Genomic DNA, 19,748 nt, shown 5'->3' on the forward strand with positions numbered 1-19,748 from the left:
TGATTCGTTAGAACCAATCTACTTATTGAGGGATCTCGTCGCTGTTTTCAGCTGGAACATCACTCGCAGTATCAGCTGCTTGCTCAATTACTTGACCTTGAGTAGGGTCAACCCATTGAGACTCACCTTTGTGAGTGTACATGTTGCCAAGTACTAAGCTGATAACAAAAAATACGATTGCAAAAACTGCAGTCATTCGGGTTAGGAAATTTCCTGAGCCACTAGCACCAAACACTGTGTTTGAAGCGCCAGCACCGAATGAGGCTCCCATATCTGCGCCTTTACCTTGTTGAATCAACACTAGGCCAATAACACCGAGCGCAGCCAACAGGTAAATCACAAGTAGAACTTGAATCATGTGTCCACCTATGTTCCTAATTGTTGAGCCAGCGCCGCTTTCCTTGCAGAACGCATTGAAAACCTGGCTATGACCTCCTAAGCGAAGGCGGTGGCAATACTAGCGAATGCCGCACTGACTGACAAGAGAAAAATGACAAAAATCTTCCGCCGAGCAACTGACCGCTCAAAAAAAGGGCAAAAGAACAATTACCAATAAGAATAAGCGAGTAATCATATAAAAAATAAGCAAGAACCAAAAGAACTAATTTGGTTCTTGCTCATATTAAATAGTCGAGACTTAGCAGTTTTCTTTTACGATATCAGCAATGTATTGTGCTGATTTATTCACTAGCGCGTCATCTTCGCCTTCAACCATGACTCGCAACAAAGGCTCAGTGCCCGATTTGCGAAGCAGCACACGACCTTTATCGCCAAGATCGGCTTCTGCTTTTGCAACCGCCTGCTTCACAGCGTCTGCTTCTAGCGGATTCGCATCGCCACTGAAACGAACATTGATCAGCACTTGTGGGTATAGGGTCATACCGCTGGCAAGCTCATTAAGTGACATCTTCGCGCCAACCACTGATGCAAGTACCTGCAGCGCAGCGACAATGGCATCACCCGTCGTCACTTTGTCCAGTAGGATAACGTGGCCTGAGTTTTCTGCGCCAATACGCCAGTCACGCTCGAGCAACTGCTCCATTACGTAGCGGTCACCAACGGCGGCACGTACAAATGGAATACCAAGCTGCTTAAGGCCATTTTCCATACCGAGGTTGGTCATTAGAGTACCAACAACGCCACCTTTTAGCTCGCCACAGCGAAGCGCGTCACGAGCAATAATGTAAGCGATTTGGTCGCCATCCACTTTGTTACCCAAGTGGTCAACCATAATGATGCGGTCGCCGTCGCCATCAAAAGCAAGACCAAGAGCTGCATTCTCTTCAACTACTTTTGCTTGTAGCGCACGCACATCTGTCGCACCTACTTCCGCGTTGATGTTGGTACCGTCTGGGTCAACCCCTATTGCGATAACGTCTGCACCTAGCTCTTTAAATACCGAAGGCGCGATTTTGTAGGTTGCGCCATGCGCACAATCGATAACAATTTTTAGACCCGCAAGGCTTAGGTTGTGTGGGAAAGTACTCTTACAAAACTCGATATAGCGACCAGCAGCATCGTTAAGACGGCTTGCTTTACCAAGCTCAGAAGATTCAACACACTCGATGTCCTTATCCAGCTCTTCTTCAATTGCAAGCTCAATAGCGTCAGGCAGTTTCGTGCCTTCCGATGAGAAGAACTTAATGCCGTTGTCGTAGTAGGGGTTGTGAGATGCAGAAATCACGATACCCGCTTCCGCACGGAACGTCTGGGTAAGATATGCTACTGCCGGCGTTGGCAGCGGTCCGGTGAAGATCGCTTTAAGCCCAGCTGCCGATAAACCCGCTTCGAGTGCCGATTCCAGCATGTAGCCTGAGATACGCGTATCTTTACCAATGATCACTTTCTTAGTGCCTTGCTTTGCAAGCACTCGACCAGCAGCCCAACCTAGCTTAAGTACAAAATCCGGTGTGATTGGGTACTGGCCCACTTTACCTCGAACACCATCGGTACCAAAATAACGTCGTTGTGACATTCTATTTCCTTATTCGTTTTTATAGATTTGATTGCATCATCTGGACGATCTTCACCGCCTCGACTGTTTCAGCCGCGTCATGAACACGGATGATTTGCGCCCCTTTCGCAGCAGCAAGAGTAGCGCAAGCTAAGCTCCCTGCTAAACAGTCCGCAGGTACTTTATCAAGCAGCTTAAAAATCATTGATTTACGCGACATACCGGCAAGCACTGGCAGTCCAAACTGATGAAATTTGTCCAAATGCGCTAGCAGATGATAATTGTGTTCCAGTGTTTTGCCAAATCCGAAGCCGGGATCCAAGATTAATTGTTCGCGCGTAATACCTACCGCTTCACAGGCTGCGATACGCTCCTGTAAGAATTGCGCCACGTCTGTCAGAAGATCTTCATAGGTAGGATTGGCTTGCATCGTGCGCGGCTGCCCCTGCATGTGCATAAGACAGATCGGCACACCCGCGGCTGCGGCTACCTCCAGAGCGCCGGGCTCTTGTAGGGCACGGACGTCGTTGATGATATCGGCACCGGCCTCTACGGCTTGGCGCATGACTTCTGCCTTACTGGTGTCGACGGAAATCCAAACATCAAATCGCTCACGTATTGCCCTAATCACGGGGATAACACGTGCCAGCTCTTCTTGCAGCTCAACATCAGGTGCCCCTGGACGCGTTGATTCACCACCGATATCAACAATCGTCACACCTGAAGCGATCATCGCTTCAACCTGCTCAAGCGCAGCATCCACTGAATTGAATTTGCCACCGTCAGAAAAAGAATCAGGGGTGACATTGACGATACCCATCACTTGTGGTGTATCGAGAGAGAGAGTTTTCTGGTTTGCTTGTAAAATCATAACTGCTTTAAACGACAAAAGCCCCGAGCTAGGCTCGGGGCTTAATCAGTAGTGGTTATTCTGAGTCTTTCTTAGTTGGCTCAGAAGACACATTTTCAGCCTTAGTTTCTGAGTCCGCGGCTGGCGCTGCTGGCTCTTCTACTTTCGGTTCTTCAGCTTTAGGCTCAGGCTTCGCCTCTGCCTTTTCTTGCTGGGCTGCTGCTTGGTCAGCCCAACCTGCTGGCTCACGAATATCTGTTTTACGCTCCATCAGGTCATCAATTTGACCTGCATCGATGGTCTCGTATTTCACGAGAGCATCTTTCATAGCATGCATAATATCCATGTTGTCTTCTAAGATCTTTCTAGCGCGATCGTAGTTACGGTCAATCAAGAGACGTACTTCTTCGTCAATCAGCTTAGCCGTTTCACCCGATACGTGTTTCGTTTGAGTAACGCTACGACCTAGGAATACTTCACCTTCATCTTCTGCGTACAACAAAGGACCCAGTTTTTCAGAGAAGCCCCATTGTGTCACCATCTTACGAGCGATGTCTGTCGCACGTTCGATATCATTTGATGCGCCTGTCGATACTTTGTCTTTACCGTAGATAAGTTCTTCAGCTAGACGACCGCCGTATAGACTTGAGATCATCGATTCAAGGTGCTGACGAGACATGCTCACACGGTCTTGCTCTGGTAGGTACATAGTTACACCTAGCGCACGACCACGTGGAATAATAGATACCTTGTACACAGGATCGTGCTCAGGCACTAAGCGACCAACGATAGCGTGACCCGCTTCGTGGTATGCCGTTGACTCTTTAGTCTCTTCAGAAAGCACCATTGAACGGCGCTCTGCACCCATCATGATCTTATCTTTCGCTAGCTCAAACTCAACCATAGATACGTTGCGTTTGTTACCACGCGCTGCAAATAGAGCAGCTTCGTTCACTAGGTTAGCAAGGTCTGCACCAGAGAAGCCAGGTGTACCACGTGCGATCAATGATGGCTCTACGTCTGACGCTAGAGGTACTTTACGCATGTGTACTTTCAGAATTTGCTCACGGCCACGTACATCAGGTAGACCAACCACAACTTGACGGTCGAAACGACCAGGACGAAGTAGTGCAGGGTCAAGTACGTCAGGACGGTTAGTTGCTGCAATAACGATGATACCTTCGTTACCTTCGAAACCATCCATCTCAACCAGCATTTGGTTAAGGGTTTGCTCACGCTCATCGTGACCACCACCTACACCAGCGCCACGCTGACGACCTACCGCATCGATCTCATCGATAAAGATGATACAAGGTGCCGCTTTTTTCGCTTGCTCGAACATGTCACGTACACGAGATGCACCCACACCCACGAACATTTCTACGAAGTCAGAACCTGAGATAGTAAAGAACGGAACCTTCGCTTCACCAGCAATGGCTTTAGCAAGGAGCGTTTTACCTGTACCAGGAGGACCAACCATTAGAACACCCGTTGGGATCTTACCGCCCAGTTTCTGGAATCGGCTTGGATCACGTAGATAGTCTACTAGCTCTTTAACGTCCTCTTTTGCTTCGTCACAACCTGCAACGTCAGCAAACGTGGTCTTAATCTGTTCTTCGCTCATCATGCGAGCTTTACTCTTACCAAACGACATGGCGCCTTTGCCACCGCCGCCTTGCATCTGGCGCATAAAGAAGATCCAGACACCGATAAGAAGAATCATTGGGAACCACGAGATGAAGATAGTGCCTAGCAGGCTCTGCTCTTCTGGTGGAGTACCCGAAACTTTTACGTTTTGGTTAATTAGGTCATCAAGAAGTTTTTGATCATAAACCGGCATGTAAGTCACAAAGCGACTGCCACCACCACGGCGAGTAAAGGTTATCTCGCTGTCTTTGAATTGAGCTTCCTGAATCTGGCCATTGCCAACTTCCTGTACGAACGTGGTGTAATCTACCGCTCGACCGTTACTTTCCCCCGGTCCGAAGCTTTGGAATACCGACATCAACACAACGGCGATGACTAACCACAAAATTAAATTCTTTGCCATGTCACTCAAGGTGTCAGCCTCTCGATAACTAATTGTAATTAAAGGTAGGGTACTACAGTTTTTAGGCTGTAGCTACATTGTTAATTTTGTCTTTGTAAACTAATGTTCAGCCTTTGAAGCCATTAGCTACAATAAACACCTCACGAGAGCGAGCTCTAGATGAGTCCGGCTTGCGAATCTTCACCACTTTGAAGGCTTCACGCACCTGTTTTACGTAATCATCAAACCCTTCGCCTTGGAACACTTTCACTACGAAACTGCCGCCAGGGGCTAAAGTTTGATGACACATATCTAATGCTAGTTCAACAAGATACATAGCTCTAGGTTGATCAACAGATAAGTTTCCAGCCATGTTAGGAGCCATATCTGACATTACTACGTCGACCATATCCGGTTGGATTCTTTCTAGTAGTGCATCAAGCACCGCTTCTTCACGAAAATCGCCCTGAAGGAAGCTCACACCAGAGATAGGATCCATCGGCAGCAAGTCACAAGCAATCACTTGTCCCTCGTCGCCAACGACTTTAGCAGCGTACTGAGACCACCCACCAGGAGCAGCACCAAGGTCAACCACAGTCATCCCAGGTTTCAGTAGCTTATCCTTGTTTTGAATCTCTTCAATCTTAAAGATAGCACGTGAACGATAGCCTTTTCTTCTGGCCTCATTGGCATATTTATCATCAAAATGCTCTTTTAGCCAACGACCCGAACTGGCCGAATGTTTTTGCTTACTCATTCAATTTCCAACTCAATAAGGGCATGCCCTTAGAATAAAGTATAGTCTTCGTCATTAGATGGCGTTAAAATACGACTTTTCAACCCTAATAGTAAATAAATTTGGCCGCGTTATGAACCTAAGCACCAAACAAAAGCAGCACCTAAAAGGCCTAGCACACGCACTTAAACCCGTTGTGCTTATGGGCGCAAATGGACTAACAGAGGCTGTACTAGCGGAAATCGAAATCGCTCTTGACCACCACGAACTGATTAAAGTGAAAGTGGCGTCAGAAGACCGTGAAACTAAACTGCTGATTATCGACGCGATTGTGCGCGAGACAAAAGCAGAAAAAGTTCAGGTTATCGGTAAGACTCTTGTTCTTTACCGTCAGTCAGAGCAAAAAAAAATCGAACTGCCACGCAAGTAATTAGCCCAGCAGTTGGTTTTATAGAAACAATTTGTTTCAAAGTGGGAAAGGTCGCTTAGGCGGCCTTTTCATTTTTCTGACAAGGTGTGTTTGCCAAACGAGGACAACACCACCAACATGCAGGCACAAAAAAAGCCGCCAATTTGGCGACTTTCTCACAACCTTTCAGTCAACAACGCAGTTTAAACGTAAGCTACTTTGTCGATTTCGAAGTCTTTTTGACCGCCTGGGGTCACGATAGTTACTTCGTCACCTTCCATTTTACCGATAAGGCCACGAGCGATTGGTGAGCTGACTGAGATACGGCCGGCTTTGATGTTCGCTTCGTCATCACCCACGATTTGGTAAGTTTGCTCAGCATCCGTATCGATATCAATCAAAGTAACGGTAGAACCAAAGATGATCTTGCCTGTGTTGTCTAGCTTAGTCACGTCAATCACTTGCGCGACAGATAGCTTGTACTCGATATCACGAATTTGCGCTTCACAGATGCCCTGCTCTTCACGAGCCGCGTGGTACTCTGCGTTTTCTTTTAGGTCACCAAGTTCACGAGCTTCTGCAATTGCTTCAGAAATCTGTGGACGAAGTTTAAGTAGACGATCTAGCTCTTCACGTAGCTGCTGTTCGCCACGTACAGTCATTGGAACCTTTTCCATTATAACAACCTCTTTTCCAAAGCACCCTTTGGACAATAAAATCCTACTCAAGCAAGCCTGAGTACAATTTGAAAAATAAACTGGATTAAGCCTAGTGTAATCAATCCGTGGATACAAATCACTGTGATTCGGATTCTGAGCTAATAAGGGAACACTTATTGCTGGCACTGGCTGTGGTGCTCTTTCTGATAACAATCAGAGTTATTCTTTTAGAGCAACACAACAATATAGCCTAGTTGGCTTTGATTTCGCAAGGTAAACCACGCTGACGACAGTATGAAAGTGTGAGCGAGCTTGCGTCCGTTTCGCTGCACTGTACGAAGACTATTCGAAGCGACTTTTTTGCGAAAATTTAACGCTTTATCTCGACTTAATAGGTTGTTAGCCTACATTAAAAATTAAGCCCATCCTGATGAATTCGCTATGACAGCCAAACTCCCACTCACCTGTTTACTTATTTTCTCCACTGCGACGTTTGCAGGCGGTGTCGATGCAACCAAACACCTTCCTTACGGAAGCCGCAGTGCACAGCTCATCGCGCCACTCTCAGCTCCGCAACAGGCGCTAATTGAGAACAATACTGAGCAGTTTTTTCCCCCTGCCAGCACACTAAAAGTCGTTACAGCGCTGGCAGCCAAGCTGGCGCTACCTGATAGCTTTCGATTTGAGACCACGCTCTATACCTCAGGCAATGACCTCATTATCAAATACTCGGGTGACCCAACATTTAGTCGTGCTTCACTCACCACAATGCTAAAACAGGCCAAATCAGAGGTGGGAGCTCGATTTAATAATGTTTGGTTGGATGACAGCGTGTTTACGGGTTACCAGCGCGGTGTTGGCTGGCCTTGGGATATTCTTGGCGTTTGCTATAGCGCACCAGCCTCTGCGATTACGCTTGATGGCAACTGTGTTCAAGGCGCGTTATACACTAATAAGAATGGTACGACACGCATCAATGTGCCTTCACATCAACCTATTAGTGCGTCGACCTCCGCTAAGAGCGTCTCTAAGGACTACCAAGAGCAGAGCTATTGCGATCTGCAGCTTGAAGTAAGCCCTAACAATCAATACTCGCTTAGTGGCTGCGCTGTTGAGCGAAAGTCGCCAATACCACTCAAGTTTGCCGTTTCGTCACCTGAGCAATTTACCGTCGATGTCATCAAATCAGAGCTTTCGCGCATCGGCGTGAGTTTATCCGGTGAAGTCAAAGTGGGTACGCCAAACATCAAGGGACAAAAGCCGCTGTTTATTCAGCGCTCACGGCCTCTCAATGACTTGCTCGCAGTGATGTTACAAGACTCCAATAACCTGTATGCCGATAACATCACTAAAACCCTTGGAATGAGCTATTTTAACCAGCCAGGCTCCTTTATTAATGGCACTGAAGCGATAAAAGCCATTATTAAGCAAAAGGCTGGTATCAACCTTGATCTGGCAGTGCTGGAAGATGGCTCTGGACTGTCACGTAATAACCGCGTCACCGCCAGTCAAATGCGCGAGATACTCAGCTACATCCACAACAATGACAGCACACTCAAGCTCGCTCGCCTCATGCCCGTTTCTGGCAACAACGGCACGCTAAAGTATCGTTCAAGTATGCGAAAGGCACCGGTTAAAGGCGCATTAGTAGCAAAAAGTGGCTCTCTGTTTGGCACCTATAACATGATGGGATTTGGTCTTGGCAGTAAAGGGGAGCGTGAAAGCTTGTTTGTCCAATTTGTCACTGACTACCATCCAAAGAAAGCGACCAACAGCAAACCAGTGGAGTCACCGTTAACACAGTTTGAGAAAGCCTATTATCGCCAAGTAGTTGATTACAGTTATTCATTGGAACGCTCAAACAATAAAGCGCAGCCGTAGCTGCGCTTTATCATCGTAATATCGACTTAGTAGATTGTGGTCAATTAAGATAAACCTAGGAAATGATTGACCACAGTAAAGTAAATCCACATACCTGAGATATCGACAATCGATGCCAATACTGGACTCACCAGTACTGCAGGATCGAGTTTAAACACACGAGCGATGATAGGCAGAACGCCGCCTAACGTTGTCGATACCGTGACCTGAATAAACAACGCCACCGCTATCGCCATCGCGATAAGGTTGATATCAAAGCCGCCAGCAGAATTCACATCACCAAAGACGAGAATACGCCCAACCATCACCAGAGCTACTGCGGCAGCCAGACATACCGCGACACGGCTCTCCTTCCAGAGCACCTCTAACCACTGCCTCTTTCGAAGCTCACCGGTTGCCAGTGCGCGAATCACAAGAGTTGCGGCCTGGGTACCGGTATTACCACCAGCGGCGGCAATCACTGGCATGTAAACGGCCAATAGTACTAATTGGCTCAAGGTATCTTCGTACTGTGCAATGATAAGCCCAGAAACGATGCCTAGCAGTGCTAGGGTAACAATCCATCCTATGCGCTGCTTGACGTGTTCGAGTACACCCGTCGTCAAGTAACCACCTGTGGTCTCCGCTTCTGAGTGGATCAACCCCAAATGGTGGGCGTACAGTCTTGCGCGTTTATCGTGCCCTTGCAAATCAAGCTCTTCAATCAAGAACTGAACTTGTCCTAAGGCACAGTGTTGCAGCACACCTACCGCTTCATCGATCGGCATTACCGTAAGCAGGTTTAACTGCTGATCTGTTTCGTATTGCAGAAATGCTTTCGTTGCAGCACTGATCTCCTCTTCAGAGAAGCGAGGTGCTGTATTTTCAATATATGTATTGCTCATTACCGTCATGGCGAATCTCCCGATTAGCGTTGGTAACGACCATCAGAAAGTCGGCTCACTAATTGACAAAATAATGCCAAAAGCATGACCAGATGCTAAGTACGAAGACATAGTCTAGGCGCACCAATGTCAGGCCATGTACACAGCCAAAACACGCATCAAAAGGCATACTCATTGAGTGACTCAATAGTAGTAAAGGAGAAAAATATCAGGATGTTATAGAAGGGAAACACACCTACCTCAACGGTAGGAACGAAGATCGCAATTACCGACGCGAGGCTATTTTTCTCCTTTCATACTAGGAGGATGGTCGGTATTGTTCATAGTTATCTCCGAAAAAACTACCCTACTGGTAGTGCGGCGTAGGATACCAAAATACGCCCATGAGTAAAGCCCATTTTCCCCTATGGAAATCATTTTTTACGTTTGTTCATATAAGTGTCATATCACATGTCTCGTTCTACTCTTCTAGCATCCTCTTTAATGCTTTGCGCCGGTGTTTTGCTCTCTGGCTGTGATTCTTCAAATAGCGCAGGGAATGCGCCTTCGCAGCCACCAAGTACCAATCGTTGTGATGTCGATTGGCAACAAAGCTTCACCGATCTCAACCGAGACTGGACTCGCTCCCAATACGATCACCATTGTGATGAAACAGCGCAACCTGCGCCGCAGTTCACGACAAGTTCGGACGCCTCATCCTCGGTTCACTACGCGAATATTTTTGATGGTGAGCGTGAGCGCTATGGTTACAATCCAAGATTCATCCCCGGTCGTCCCTATTTTGATGCCAATAACCTACCATGGATGATCGTCAACAACATGAATCAGTTCAACGTCGGCGACGGTCAGCCTGGCTATCATCAAGATCCGGTGACTCTAGAGAAAACCAATAAGCCGCTACACGCACTGACTTACGATGACCGTGTCTATTCATCTCTATATAGCGACGCCAATCCATGTACCGACTGTGACTCATACTTAGTGAGATTGACACCAAACGGTGAATGGATCAGCACATCGCTAAGAGCTATGGAGCAAGAGTTTGGCTTTAGGCAAAACGCCGATGGGCTAGATGGCTATCGCTACCGTTATATTGAACAGGTGTATTTTCAAGACAATGGTGATGTCTTTTTCAAACTCGACCATGGTGCTATCCGCTATCAGGTACAAACCCAAACTTGGCAGGGCTATAAAAAGAACTGGTTAGCACAAACTGAAATGGTGGGGAATGGTAGCCAGCCACCGCTATTCATCCGCACATCGAACAACAATAGCGAATACGCCATCTCTCGCTTAATCGACATTGGTAATGATGAACTCGATTGGCAAGAAGAGACGCTATCACTGCCAATTCACTTAGGCTTGTATCGAGGTAGCAAGCCCGTCATTTGGGAAGGCAATACCCTACATATCGCAGCCATTAGCTACGATGAGAGTGCACTGAATCGTCTTGATTACAACACGGGGCAATACTACGTTCGCTATCAACTTGGCACTGAGCAAGCAGACGTCCTGTTTATGGGCTGGAGCGGCTCAACCTCAGAGGCAGCACCGGACGGTCACAACCAACCTATCCTTTTGCTCGACAGCCAAAAACGATTGCACTTTATTTCTGGTGCTCACAACCACCAGATCTGGCATCGCTACTCGTTAGAGCCAGTAACCAATAACGATTGGAACAATGGCGATAATTTATGGGGCAACGTAACAGCAAACGATAAATTTTCATACGGACGAGAAACGCCCGTTGGCCGCTATCCAGAAGAGACATCCAGCGATAACAACGTGAATTACGTCGGTCAGTCAATGGGGCGCTATACCTATGTGCACGCAGTTATCCAAAGCGATGACAGCATTTTACTCGCTATGCGCAACACAGCGCCCGCTACAAGTGCACCAAGCGGCTATCGACTTGAATGGATAGCCGGTACGCCACAAACAAATGGTCAATACCAGTGGCAAGACAAAGGTGTCATCGTGATGCCAAACTGGCAGCAGTATTCAAACTACACTCAAAAACTGCATCAGGATAAACGCGGGAATCTATACCTGCTGTATACCTATGAGATCCAAAACTTTAACGATGATACTTGGTTTAACCAGATGCTGCGTGTTTCAAAATCAAGTCAACAAGAGTGTGAGCTGCTGTCTGATGCTAAGGATTGCATTCATGTGGTTAGCGAGCATTATCGCCGCTGGCCTAACGAAATACTGGCCGGTAGTCCAAATCGTTACAGTCAACAATTCCAGCACCACCCAGTATTGCTGGTCAGCTCCGATAAGGGTAATACCTGGCGCTTAGCTACCACAGAAGCACTGCTGTCCCAGAAAACCAAATAGCTAGAAACTCAATAATGAGTATCGATCAAAAACGCCGCGATTAAAACGCGGCGTTTTTATTCAATCGATTGGAGTCAGGGTTAATCCACCACTTTAACTTGAAGCTCTCTTGGTACCTCAAAGAACATGTTTTCTTCGCGGCCTAACACTTCCTCAACATCATCAGCGCCCAGCGCTTTGATTCTATCTATGATTTGATTGACTAGCTCTTCTGGCGCGGATGCACCGGCTGTCACGCCAACCAAACCTTTTCCTTCAAACCACTCGGCTTCAATCAAATCAGGCGTGTCTGTCAGGTATGCCGGTGTGCCCAGCTTTTCCGCAAGCTCTTTAAGGCGCGTTGAATTCGAAGAGTTGGTTGAGCCGACGACAACCATAACATCCACGGCACCGGCCAGTTCACGAACCGCATCTTGGCGGTTTTGCGTTGCATAGCAGATATCGTCTTTACGAGGACCTTGGATCTCAGGGAACACTTCGCGAAGCTTATCAATCACATCAGCGGTTTCATCCACAGATAGCGTGGTTTGACTCACGTAATGAAGATTACTTGGATCTTTGACCTCAAGCGTTAGAACATCTTCTGGACGCTCAACAAGGTACATGCCACCAGTCTCACTTGAGTACTGACCCATTGTCCCTTCCACCTCTGGGTGACCCGCATGACCGATAAGTACCACTTCCATATTACGGCGACTCGCACGAGCCACTTCCATATGTACTTTGGTTACCAGCGGACAAGTGGCATCAAATACCGTCAGTTCACGCGCTTTCGCTTCTTTACGAACCGCTTGAGACACACCGTGAGCTGAAAAGATCACAATGTTGTCATCAGGCACTTCACTCAGTTCCTCAACAAAGATCGCACCACGCTGCTTAAGACCTTCAACCACAAAACGGTTGTGTACCACTTCATGACGAACATAGATTGGCGGTTGATACATCTCAAGCGCGCGCTCAACAATACTGATCGCTCGGTCTACACCCGCACAAAAGCCACGTGGGTTAGCTAGTTTAATTTTCATTTCATTACTCATTGAGGAACCGCTATTACTTATCGTATTAATCTAAGTCTGTCTTGTCGTTATTCTACTTCGAGAATTTCAACTTCAAAGGTGACATCTTGCCCTGCCAACGGGTGATTAAAGTCTACCGTTACCGAATCACCCGCAATGTCTGTGATGATACCCGGGATCTCCATGCCATCAGGACCTGAGAAGGCCATTATTGTACCGACTTCAACTTCAGAGTCACCCACAAACTTTGCGCGATCCATATGGTGAACATTGTCAGGGTTTGGCATACCGAACGCATCCACGGCCTTTAACTCAATCGCTTTGTTGTCACCGGATGACAAACCCACCAAGCACTTTTCGAAATTCTCACTTAAACTGCCGTCACCAATAATAAATTTCGCAGGCTTACCCATATTGTGGGTGCTATCTGCGACCGAGCCATCGCTCAGCTTGATGGTGAAATGTAGGGTGACAGCGCTATCTTTGGAAATGATGCTCACGTTGCGGCTTCCTTGTGTTATTGAGTCTGTGTTGATTGATTACGCACAGTAGCTCTTTATCATTTAGCTTGTTATATAAAAAAGCGCCGTGCATATCAACGCACAGCGCTTAAGGTTATTCGTTATCTGCGCTACTTTTGCTCTTTATTGCGAAAGCTATCGATAATAATCATCGCCGCACCAATACAGATCGCCATGTCTGCTAGGTTGAAGGCGGGCCAATGATAGTTACCCCAGTAGAAATCCAAGTAGTCGACAACAAAGCCATGAACAACGCGATCAAAGACATTACCCACTGCGCCGCCAATGATCATCGCGTAAGCAATGTTGTTCCACTTCTCTTTTGCCGGAAGCTTGCTCATCCAATACGTTAGCATGCCAGTGACGACAAACGCGATACCGGTAAACAGCCAGCGCTGCCAGCCTGCTTGGTCACTCAAAAAGCTGAATGCGGCACCGTAATTATGGACATAAAGCAGATTGAAAAATGGCAAGATCTCAATTCGATTCGCCCAGCCGTAGCCCATGTTATCCATGACCACGAGTTTGATGCTGATATCAGCAATAAAAATCACTACCGCTAGCCATAGCCAGCGCACACCTGATTGTCGAAATGTGATTGCCGTTTCGCTCATCTGTTTCCTTTCTCGCTACCTTTGGTAGCAAACATTCAATGAATTATATGTTCAATCAGTTAGCTGATAAAAACAACCCCAGTAAAAACTGGGGCTGTTAAATCTTTCAAAAGTTCCGGTTAGCTTACCATTAAGCGAACTTACGAACTTCGCCTTCACCGTCTACGTTCGATACGCAGCGACCACAAATCTTTTCGTGACCAGCAATCGTACCAACGTCCGGAGTGTGGTGCCAACAACGGTCACACTTCTCGTTTTCAGTAGCGGCTACTTCAACGAATAGGCCTTCTAGCTCTGTCGCTTTCGCTGTATCTGTCTTCTCAGACATTGGCTTAACCATTGCTGCAGACGTAATAAGAACAAAACGTAGCTCATCTTCTAGCTTGCCAAGCTTCGCAATTAGCGCATCATCAGCAAACAGTGTGATTTCAGCCTGTAGTGCACCACCAATGGTTTTCTCACTACGCGCCGCTTCTAGCTGCTTGTTCACTGCATCACGAACCGTTTGGATTTCAGCCCAGAACTCGTTGTTTAGCTCTTCGCCTTCAGCAAGACCGAATAGACCTTCGAACCATTCACCCGTGAAGACAAACTTGTCACGGCTTTCTCCATTTGGAAGAGAAGCTGGCATTTCGTTCCAGATTTCGTCAGCAGTGAACGACATGATAGGTGCCATCCAACGAACAAGTGCTTCAACGATGTAGTAAAGCGCTGTCTGACAGCTGCGCTGTGCATGGCCGCCCAGTTTCGCTGTGTACTGACGGTCTTTGATAACGTCTAGATAGAATGAGCCCATTTCGATAGAACAGAACTGCATTAGACGCTGAGTCACGCCGTGCGTGTTGTACTCTTCGTACGCTTTTACAATCTCTTCTTGAGCCGCTAGTGCACGACCTACCGCCCAACGATCCAATGCCACCATTTCTTCTGCTGGTACCAGGTCAGTTTCTGGGTTGAAACCGTTTAGGTTTGCCAGGAAGAAGCGAGCTGTGTTACGGATACGACGGTAAGCATCTGCAGAGCGCTTAAGGATTTCATCAGAAACCGCGACTTCACCTGTGTAGTCAGTCGATGCTACCCATAGACGCAGAATGTCTGCACCTAGCTTGTTAGTCACATCTTTTGGCGCAACAACGTTACCGATTGACTTAGACATCTTACGGCCGTGACCATCAACCACGAAGCCGTGCGTTAGCACTTGCTTGTATGGTGCTTCGTCTTTCATCGCGATAGATGAAATTAGCGAAGACTGGAACCAACCACGGTGTTGGTCAGAACCTTCTAGATAAAGGTCTGCACTGTTGCCATTGAACTCTTCACGAGAATCAACAACAGAGTAGTGGGTCACACCAGAATCGAACCAAACATCTAGTGTATCCAGAACTTTCTCGTACTGGCCAGCTTCGTCGCCCAGTAGGTCTGCAGTTTCTACATCCCACCAAGCTTGAATGCCTTTCTCTTCTACTAGCTGAGCCACTTTTTCAATCAGCTCTAGCGAGTTTGGATGAAGTTCTGCCGTCTCTTTGTGAACAAACAGAGCGATTGGCACACCCCAAGTACGTTGACGAGAGATACACCACTCAGGGCGACCTTCAATCATACCTTCGATACGGCTTTGACCCCACTCAGGCATCCACTCAACACCCTTGATTGACTCTAGTGCTTTAGCACGTAGTCCCGCTTGATCCATAGATACGAACCACTGAGGTGTTGCACGGAAGATGATTGGCGTCTTATGGCGCCAGCAGTGTGGGTAGCTGTGCTCGTAAGCGTGATGATGAAGTAGCGCACCTTTTTCTTTCAGTACTTCTACAACGGCATCGTTAGCTTTAAATACGTGCTGACCCGCGAATAGCTCAGTATCAGGCAAGTAAACGCCGTTTGAACCTACTGGGTTAGCGACTTCTAGATCGTATTTTTGACCGACCGCGAAGTCTTCTTGACCATGGCCAGGTGCTGTATGAACCACACCAGTACCTGATTCAGTCGTTACGTGATCGCCTAGGATCGCCGGAACGGTGAAGTCGTAGAATGGGTGGTTGAACTGAGAAAGCTCTAGATCGGCACCTTTCGCAAAACCAAGGTTGTGGAAGTGCTCGATACCAGCACGATCCATCACGTCTTTCGCTAGCTCAGAAGCCACGATAATACGCTCTGGGTTGTCGCCTTCAGTTTGGATAAGTACGTACTCAAGATCGTCACGTAGACATACCGCACGGTTAGCAGGTAGTGTCCACGGTGTTGTTGTCCAGATAACAATTGAGATATCGCCCTGGCCTTCATGACCTTCGCTTAGCTCAAATTTAGACAAAAGCGCAGCTTCGTCGGCCGCTTTAAAGCGTACGTCGATAGAAGGAGAAACTTTATCTTTGTACTCAACTTCTGCTTCAGCAAGTGCCGAGCCACAGTCTGTACACCAGTGAACTGGTTTAAAGCCTTTTAGTAGGTGGCCTTTGTCTGCGATCTTACCTAGTGCACGAATGATGTTTGCTTCAGTTGCAAAGTCCATCGTGCGGTAAGGCTTGTCCCACTCACCAAGAATACCTAGACGCTTGAAGCTCTCTTTTTGACCTTCAACCTGGCCTGCCGCGTACTGGCGGCACTTCTCACGGAATTCAGCCGCGGTCACTTTTTGGCCTGGCTTACCCACTTTCTTCTCTACCATCAGTTCGATAGGTAGACCGTGGCAATCCCAACCTGGAATATAGGGTGAATCAAAACCTGAAAGTGTTTTGGATTTAATAATAATGTCTTTAAGAATCTTGTTTAGAGCGTGACCAATGTGAATGTCACCATTCGCATATGGAGGACCATCGTGTAGAACGAAGGATTTTTTGCCTTTTTTAGCTTTACGGATCTCACCGTAAAGATCTTCTTTATACCAACGCTTAAGCATTTCTGGCTCACGATTGGCCAGGTTGCCGCGCATTGGAAACCCTGTTTCAGGTAGGTTCAGGGTATCTTTATACTCACTCATCGATTCTTAATTCCGTTGTATTGGGCGAAAGTTAGACATTATGTTAACGGTGGAATCTTCCGCTAACCCTTAAACTGACGTAGCCACACCCTTGCTACATCAGCATCCAATTCTATTTGCTGCTTAAGCAGCTCCAATGACTCGAATTTTTTCTCATCACGGATTTTGTGAAGCAGTGCCACTTCAATTTGTTGACCATAAAGGTTGCCCTCGTAGTCAAAAATATGCACTTCAAGATCGGGCGTTGTCCCCGCGACCGTTGGCTTTTTACCTACATTGGCAATGCCTGGTAGCGGCTTATCATCCACACCGAATACCTGCACCGCATAAACGCCACGCACCGGCACGACATAGCGCTTAAGTGAAATATTGGCGGTCGGAAACCCAAAACCACGCGCTAACTTTTGACCATGGGCAACACGCCCTGACAAAGTATAGTGACGCCCCAACATTTCTGCGCTTGCATCGAGCTCGTCATTGGCAAGAGCCTGACGAATGGCCGTTGAACTGACTCGAGTCTCTTCAACAAGAAAACTTGCCGTATTCACGACCTCAAAACCGAACTCATCGCCCGCTTTTTGAAGCATCTCGAAATTACCTTCGCGCCCTTTACCGAAGCGGAAGTCATCGCCGATGACAAGGAACTTAACACCCAATTTGTCCACCAACAAGTCTCGAATAAAAGACTCCGCAGTTAAGCTGGCAAATCGTTGATTAAAGTTCACGCACAACAGGCGATCCAGTTCCATTTTCTCAAGCAGTTCGTACTTATCACGTAATCGAGTCAAACGCGCTGGCGCTCTATCTTTCGCAAACAGCTCCATCGGTTGTGGTTCAAAAGTCATCACAACCGCAGGCAAACCAAGCAGAGATGCTCTCTGTTTTACCTGGCTCAGTACACGTTGATGCCCAAGGTGGACACCGTCAAAGTTGCCGATGGTTAAAACGCAGCCATGGTGCTGATTTTTAAGGTTATGTATGCCTCGAATGAGTTCCATGAAACGACCAAACCACCTGCTTGAGTAAATATTACGAGTGTGAAACCGACGGATTATAACCAATCATTGTTAATCTGTCGCTGCTTTTACGTCTTTCGGACGAATTCCCAAAATAAGCAGTGCCACCAAGTATGTCACCCCTCCAAGACCAATCAGTACCGTCAAGCTAACAATACGCTCAGATAAGCCCCAACTAAGCCACTGCTGCATGTCTTGTAGCTGCCACAGCAATACCGCCACCATAGCGGCTACAGCAATCACTAGACGAACGACAAAGCCAACGGTTTTCTTGGTAATGCGATAGACATTTTGACGATGAAGTCCACGATAGAGCAGCACCATATTAATAAAGGCAGACAACGCTGTTGCCATTGCCAGACCAACATACCCATAGAAATAAGCAAAGATCGCATTGAAGACCATGTTGGTCGCCATAGCAACAATGCCATATTTCACTGGCGTCTTCGTATCTTGGCGCGAGTAATAACCTGGCGCGAGTACCTTAATCAACATAAAGTTAAGTAGACCGGATGCATAAGCTAATAAAGATAGAGACGCCTGATCAACATCATGAGGAGTAAATTCACCACGCATGAAGAGCACCATCAACATCGGCTTTGCGAGCACCATCAATCCCAACATCGCAGGTAAGCCGAGTAGGATAACCATGCGTACGCCCCAATCCATGGTGTGAGCAAAACCTTCACTTTGAGCGTCAACGTGCTTACGTGATAGCGCCGGCAAAATCACGGTAGCAATGGCAATACCAAACAAACCAAGCGGGAACTCTAAAAGACGGTCAGAGTAGTAAAGCCAACTGATTGAACCTGTGGCTAGGAAACTGGCAATAAAGGTATCGAACAGCAGGTTAATTTGGCTCACCGATACACCGAACAATGCAGGAATCATCAAGGTACGGATCTTAGTCACCCCAGGATCGCGCCAGCCCCACTTAGGCCTAACCAATACCCCCTCTTTAATAAGGAAGGGAATTTGGAACGCAAACTGGACAAAGCCACCTAAAAACACCCCAATTGCCAAGCCAATTTCCGGCTGTGCCAGGTTTGGTGAAAGGAACCACGCACAGGCAATGATCATCACATTGAGAAAGACGGGCGTAAAAGAAGACACCGCAAACTTGCCTAAGGTGTTAAGAATCGCCCCTGATAGCGCAACAAACGTAATAAACCAGAGATACGGGAAGGTGATTTTAAGCATCAAGCTGGCGAGTTCAAACTTCGGAGCCGCAGGGCCATCATTGAGCCAATCAAGAAACCAACCAAAACCAAATAAAGCGGTAACAACGCTCGAGCCAAGAATACCGAGTAGCGTCACAATAGTGACAATCACTCCCAACGTACCGGACGCTTTAGCGATTAAATCTCGAGTTTTATCTTTATCACCAGAGGCATGATATTCGGTAAGTACAGGAACAAATGCCTGTGAGAAAGCACCTTCTGCAAAAAGGCGTCTAAGAAAGTTGGGGATTTTATTGGCAAAGAAGAAGACATCAGCGCTCGCCCCTGCCCCCATTAGATTCGCCACCACCACATCACGAACCAGTCCCAATACTCGAGACACCAGCGTCATGGCACTGACAATCATGCCGGACTTAAGAAGGCGTTTACTCACGATAACCTCTGAATTACCTAGCCAATGCTTTGCTATTTATCGGTTTCAATAGCCTTTGTTATTGAAGAGAGGATTAGTATTAGCATTGGTCGAAAAATACTGTTAGAATCCCCGCCATCTTAACCGCGATAGCCCACAGATATCAAAAATTGTTTTGTATCGTCGGGTTTTTGCACAAATCATTTGACAATTGAGCGCAAATGAGGGATATTCCTCGCCCTTAAATTGTCACCGAACTAAGTTTTTGG

16 protein-coding genes are annotated in these 19,748 nt (G+C 47.1%); 3 read left to right on the forward strand and 13 right to left on the reverse strand.

What is annotated here, in order from left to right:
- Window positions 1-22: 22 nt before the first annotated feature.
- The 5 genes from secG to rlmE all read right to left on the reverse strand — a co-directional run bounded on the left by secG (window position 23) and on the right by rlmE (window position 5,590).
- Window positions 23-358, reverse strand: a complete 336-nt coding sequence (gene secG / locus ACVA6Q_RS09870; RefSeq protein WP_353496984.1) for a preprotein translocase subunit SecG — start codon at window positions 356-358, stop codon at window positions 23-25.
- Between the two features lie 279 nt (window positions 359-637).
- Window positions 638-1,975, reverse strand: a complete 1,338-nt coding sequence (gene glmM / locus ACVA6Q_RS09875; RefSeq protein WP_353496985.1) for a phosphoglucosamine mutase — start codon at window positions 1,973-1,975, stop codon at window positions 638-640.
- Between the two features lie 19 nt (window positions 1,976-1,994).
- Window positions 1,995-2,825, reverse strand: coding sequence for a dihydropteroate synthase (gene folP, locus ACVA6Q_RS09880; protein WP_446647384.1), 831 nt, complete (start codon window positions 2,823-2,825; stop codon window positions 1,995-1,997).
- Between the two features lie 55 nt (window positions 2,826-2,880).
- Window positions 2,881-4,854, reverse strand: a complete 1,974-nt coding sequence (gene ftsH / locus ACVA6Q_RS09885; protein ID WP_353496987.1) for an ATP-dependent zinc metalloprotease FtsH — start codon at window positions 4,852-4,854, stop codon at window positions 2,881-2,883.
- Between the two features lie 106 nt (window positions 4,855-4,960).
- A complete protein-coding gene (gene rlmE / locus ACVA6Q_RS09890) occupies window positions 4,961-5,590 on the reverse strand; it encodes a 23S rRNA (uridine(2552)-2'-O)-methyltransferase RlmE (protein ID WP_353496988.1) in 630 nt (209 codons plus the stop codon).
- A 112-nt stretch (window positions 5,591-5,702) separates the two neighbouring features.
- Between rlmE and yhbY the strand changes: the two genes are divergently transcribed.
- Window positions 5,703-5,999: a ribosome assembly RNA-binding protein YhbY gene (gene yhbY / locus ACVA6Q_RS09895; RefSeq protein WP_042473875.1), complete on the forward strand. Its 297-nt coding sequence runs from the start codon at window positions 5,703-5,705 to the stop codon at window positions 5,997-5,999.
- Between the two features lie 182 nt (window positions 6,000-6,181).
- On the opposite strand, the gene greA is transcribed toward yhbY, so the two are convergent.
- The gene (greA, locus tag ACVA6Q_RS09900; RefSeq protein ID WP_353496990.1) at window positions 6,182-6,655 is read right to left on the reverse strand and encodes a transcription elongation factor GreA; all 474 of its coding nucleotides are present in this window, start codon (window positions 6,653-6,655) and stop codon (window positions 6,182-6,184) included.
- 423 nt (window positions 6,656-7,078) lie between these two features.
- Here greA and dacB point away from each other — a divergent pair, with 423 nt between their 5' ends.
- Window positions 7,079-8,518 (forward strand): serine-type D-Ala-D-Ala carboxypeptidase, encoded by a 1,440-nt coding sequence (gene dacB / locus ACVA6Q_RS09905; RefSeq protein ID WP_353496991.1) that lies wholly within the window; start codon window positions 7,079-7,081, stop codon window positions 8,516-8,518.
- A 44-nt stretch (window positions 8,519-8,562) separates the two neighbouring features.
- Here the strand turns inward: dacB and ACVA6Q_RS09910 are convergent, their stop codons facing one another.
- Window positions 8,563-9,411, reverse strand: a complete 849-nt coding sequence (locus tag ACVA6Q_RS09910; RefSeq protein WP_353496992.1) for a magnesium transporter — start codon at window positions 9,409-9,411, stop codon at window positions 8,563-8,565.
- Between the two features lie 441 nt (window positions 9,412-9,852).
- On the opposite strand from ACVA6Q_RS09910, the gene ACVA6Q_RS09915 reads away from it, so the two are divergent.
- On the forward strand, window positions 9,853-11,742 hold the full coding sequence (locus ACVA6Q_RS09915) for a hypothetical protein (RefSeq protein ID WP_446647385.1): 1,890 nt from the start codon (window positions 9,853-9,855) through the stop codon (window positions 11,740-11,742).
- Window positions 11,743-11,822: 80 nt separating this feature from the next.
- Here the strand turns inward: ACVA6Q_RS09915 and ispH are convergent, their stop codons facing one another.
- From ispH to murJ, 6 genes are all read right to left on the reverse strand, one after another.
- Window positions 11,823-12,779, reverse strand: a complete 957-nt coding sequence (ispH, locus tag ACVA6Q_RS09920) for a 4-hydroxy-3-methylbut-2-enyl diphosphate reductase (RefSeq protein WP_081935933.1) — start codon at window positions 12,777-12,779, stop codon at window positions 11,823-11,825.
- A gap of 47 nt (window positions 12,780-12,826) precedes the next feature.
- The gene (fkpB, locus tag ACVA6Q_RS09925; RefSeq protein WP_446647386.1) at window positions 12,827-13,258 is read right to left on the reverse strand and encodes an FKBP-type peptidyl-prolyl cis-trans isomerase; all 432 of its coding nucleotides are present in this window, start codon (window positions 13,256-13,258) and stop codon (window positions 12,827-12,829) included.
- Between the two features lie 131 nt (window positions 13,259-13,389).
- Window positions 13,390-13,893: a signal peptidase II gene (gene lspA, locus ACVA6Q_RS09930; RefSeq protein ID WP_042473570.1), complete on the reverse strand. Its 504-nt coding sequence runs from the start codon at window positions 13,891-13,893 to the stop codon at window positions 13,390-13,392.
- Window positions 13,894-14,023: 130 nt separating this feature from the next.
- Window positions 14,024-16,870 (reverse strand): isoleucine--tRNA ligase, encoded by a 2,847-nt coding sequence (ileS, locus tag ACVA6Q_RS09935; protein WP_353496995.1) that lies wholly within the window; start codon window positions 16,868-16,870, stop codon window positions 14,024-14,026.
- Window positions 16,871-16,932: 62 nt separating this feature from the next.
- Window positions 16,933-17,868: a bifunctional riboflavin kinase/FAD synthetase gene (gene ribF, locus ACVA6Q_RS09940; protein WP_446647387.1), complete on the reverse strand. Its 936-nt coding sequence runs from the start codon at window positions 17,866-17,868 to the stop codon at window positions 16,933-16,935.
- A gap of 69 nt (window positions 17,869-17,937) precedes the next feature.
- Window positions 17,938-19,500 carry a murein biosynthesis integral membrane protein MurJ gene (gene murJ / locus ACVA6Q_RS09945; RefSeq protein ID WP_446647388.1) on the reverse strand — a complete coding sequence of 521 codons (1,563 nt, stop codon included), beginning with the start codon at window positions 19,498-19,500 and terminating at the stop codon, window positions 17,938-17,940.
- Window positions 19,501-19,748: the final 248 nt, after the last annotated feature.

It is taken from the genome of Vibrio sp. DNB22_10_4 (assembly GCF_052879755.1).

Coding starts and splice junctions, on each gene's coding strand:
- secG (WP_353496984.1), bottom strand. CDS start 358: ATGATTCAAGTTCTACTTGTGATTTACCTGTTGGCTGCGCTCGGTGTT.
- glmM (WP_353496985.1), bottom strand. CDS start 1,975: ATGTCACAACGACGTTATTTTGGTACCGATGGTGTTCGAGGTAAAGTG.
- folP (WP_446647384.1), bottom strand. CDS start 2,825: ATGATTTTACAAGCAAACCAGAAAACTCTCTCTCTCGATACACCACAA.
- ftsH (WP_353496987.1), bottom strand. CDS start 4,854: ATGGCAAAGAATTTAATTTTGTGGTTAGTCATCGCCGTTGTGTTGATG.
- rlmE (WP_353496988.1), bottom strand. CDS start 5,590: ATGAGTAAGCAAAAACATTCGGCCAGTTCGGGTCGTTGGCTAAAAGAG.
- yhbY (WP_042473875.1), top strand. CDS start 5,703: ATGAACCTAAGCACCAAACAAAAGCAGCACCTAAAAGGCCTAGCACAC.
- greA (WP_353496990.1), bottom strand. CDS start 6,655: ATGGAAAAGGTTCCAATGACTGTACGTGGCGAACAGCAGCTACGTGAA.
- dacB (WP_353496991.1), top strand. CDS start 7,079: ATGACAGCCAAACTCCCACTCACCTGTTTACTTATTTTCTCCACTGCG.
- ACVA6Q_RS09910 (WP_353496992.1), bottom strand. CDS start 9,411: ATGACGGTAATGAGCAATACATATATTGAAAATACAGCACCTCGCTTC.
- ACVA6Q_RS09915 (WP_446647385.1), top strand. CDS start 9,853: ATGTCTCGTTCTACTCTTCTAGCATCCTCTTTAATGCTTTGCGCCGGT.
- ispH (WP_081935933.1), bottom strand. CDS start 12,779: ATGAGTAATGAAATGAAAATTAAACTAGCTAACCCACGTGGCTTTTGT.
- lspA (WP_042473570.1), bottom strand. CDS start 13,893: ATGAGCGAAACGGCAATCACATTTCGACAATCAGGTGTGCGCTGGCTA.
- ileS (WP_353496995.1), bottom strand. CDS start 16,870: ATGAGTGAGTATAAAGATACCCTGAACCTACCTGAAACAGGGTTTCCA.
- ribF (WP_446647387.1), bottom strand. CDS start 17,868: ATGGAACTCATTCGAGGCATACATAACCTTAAAAATCAGCACCATGGC.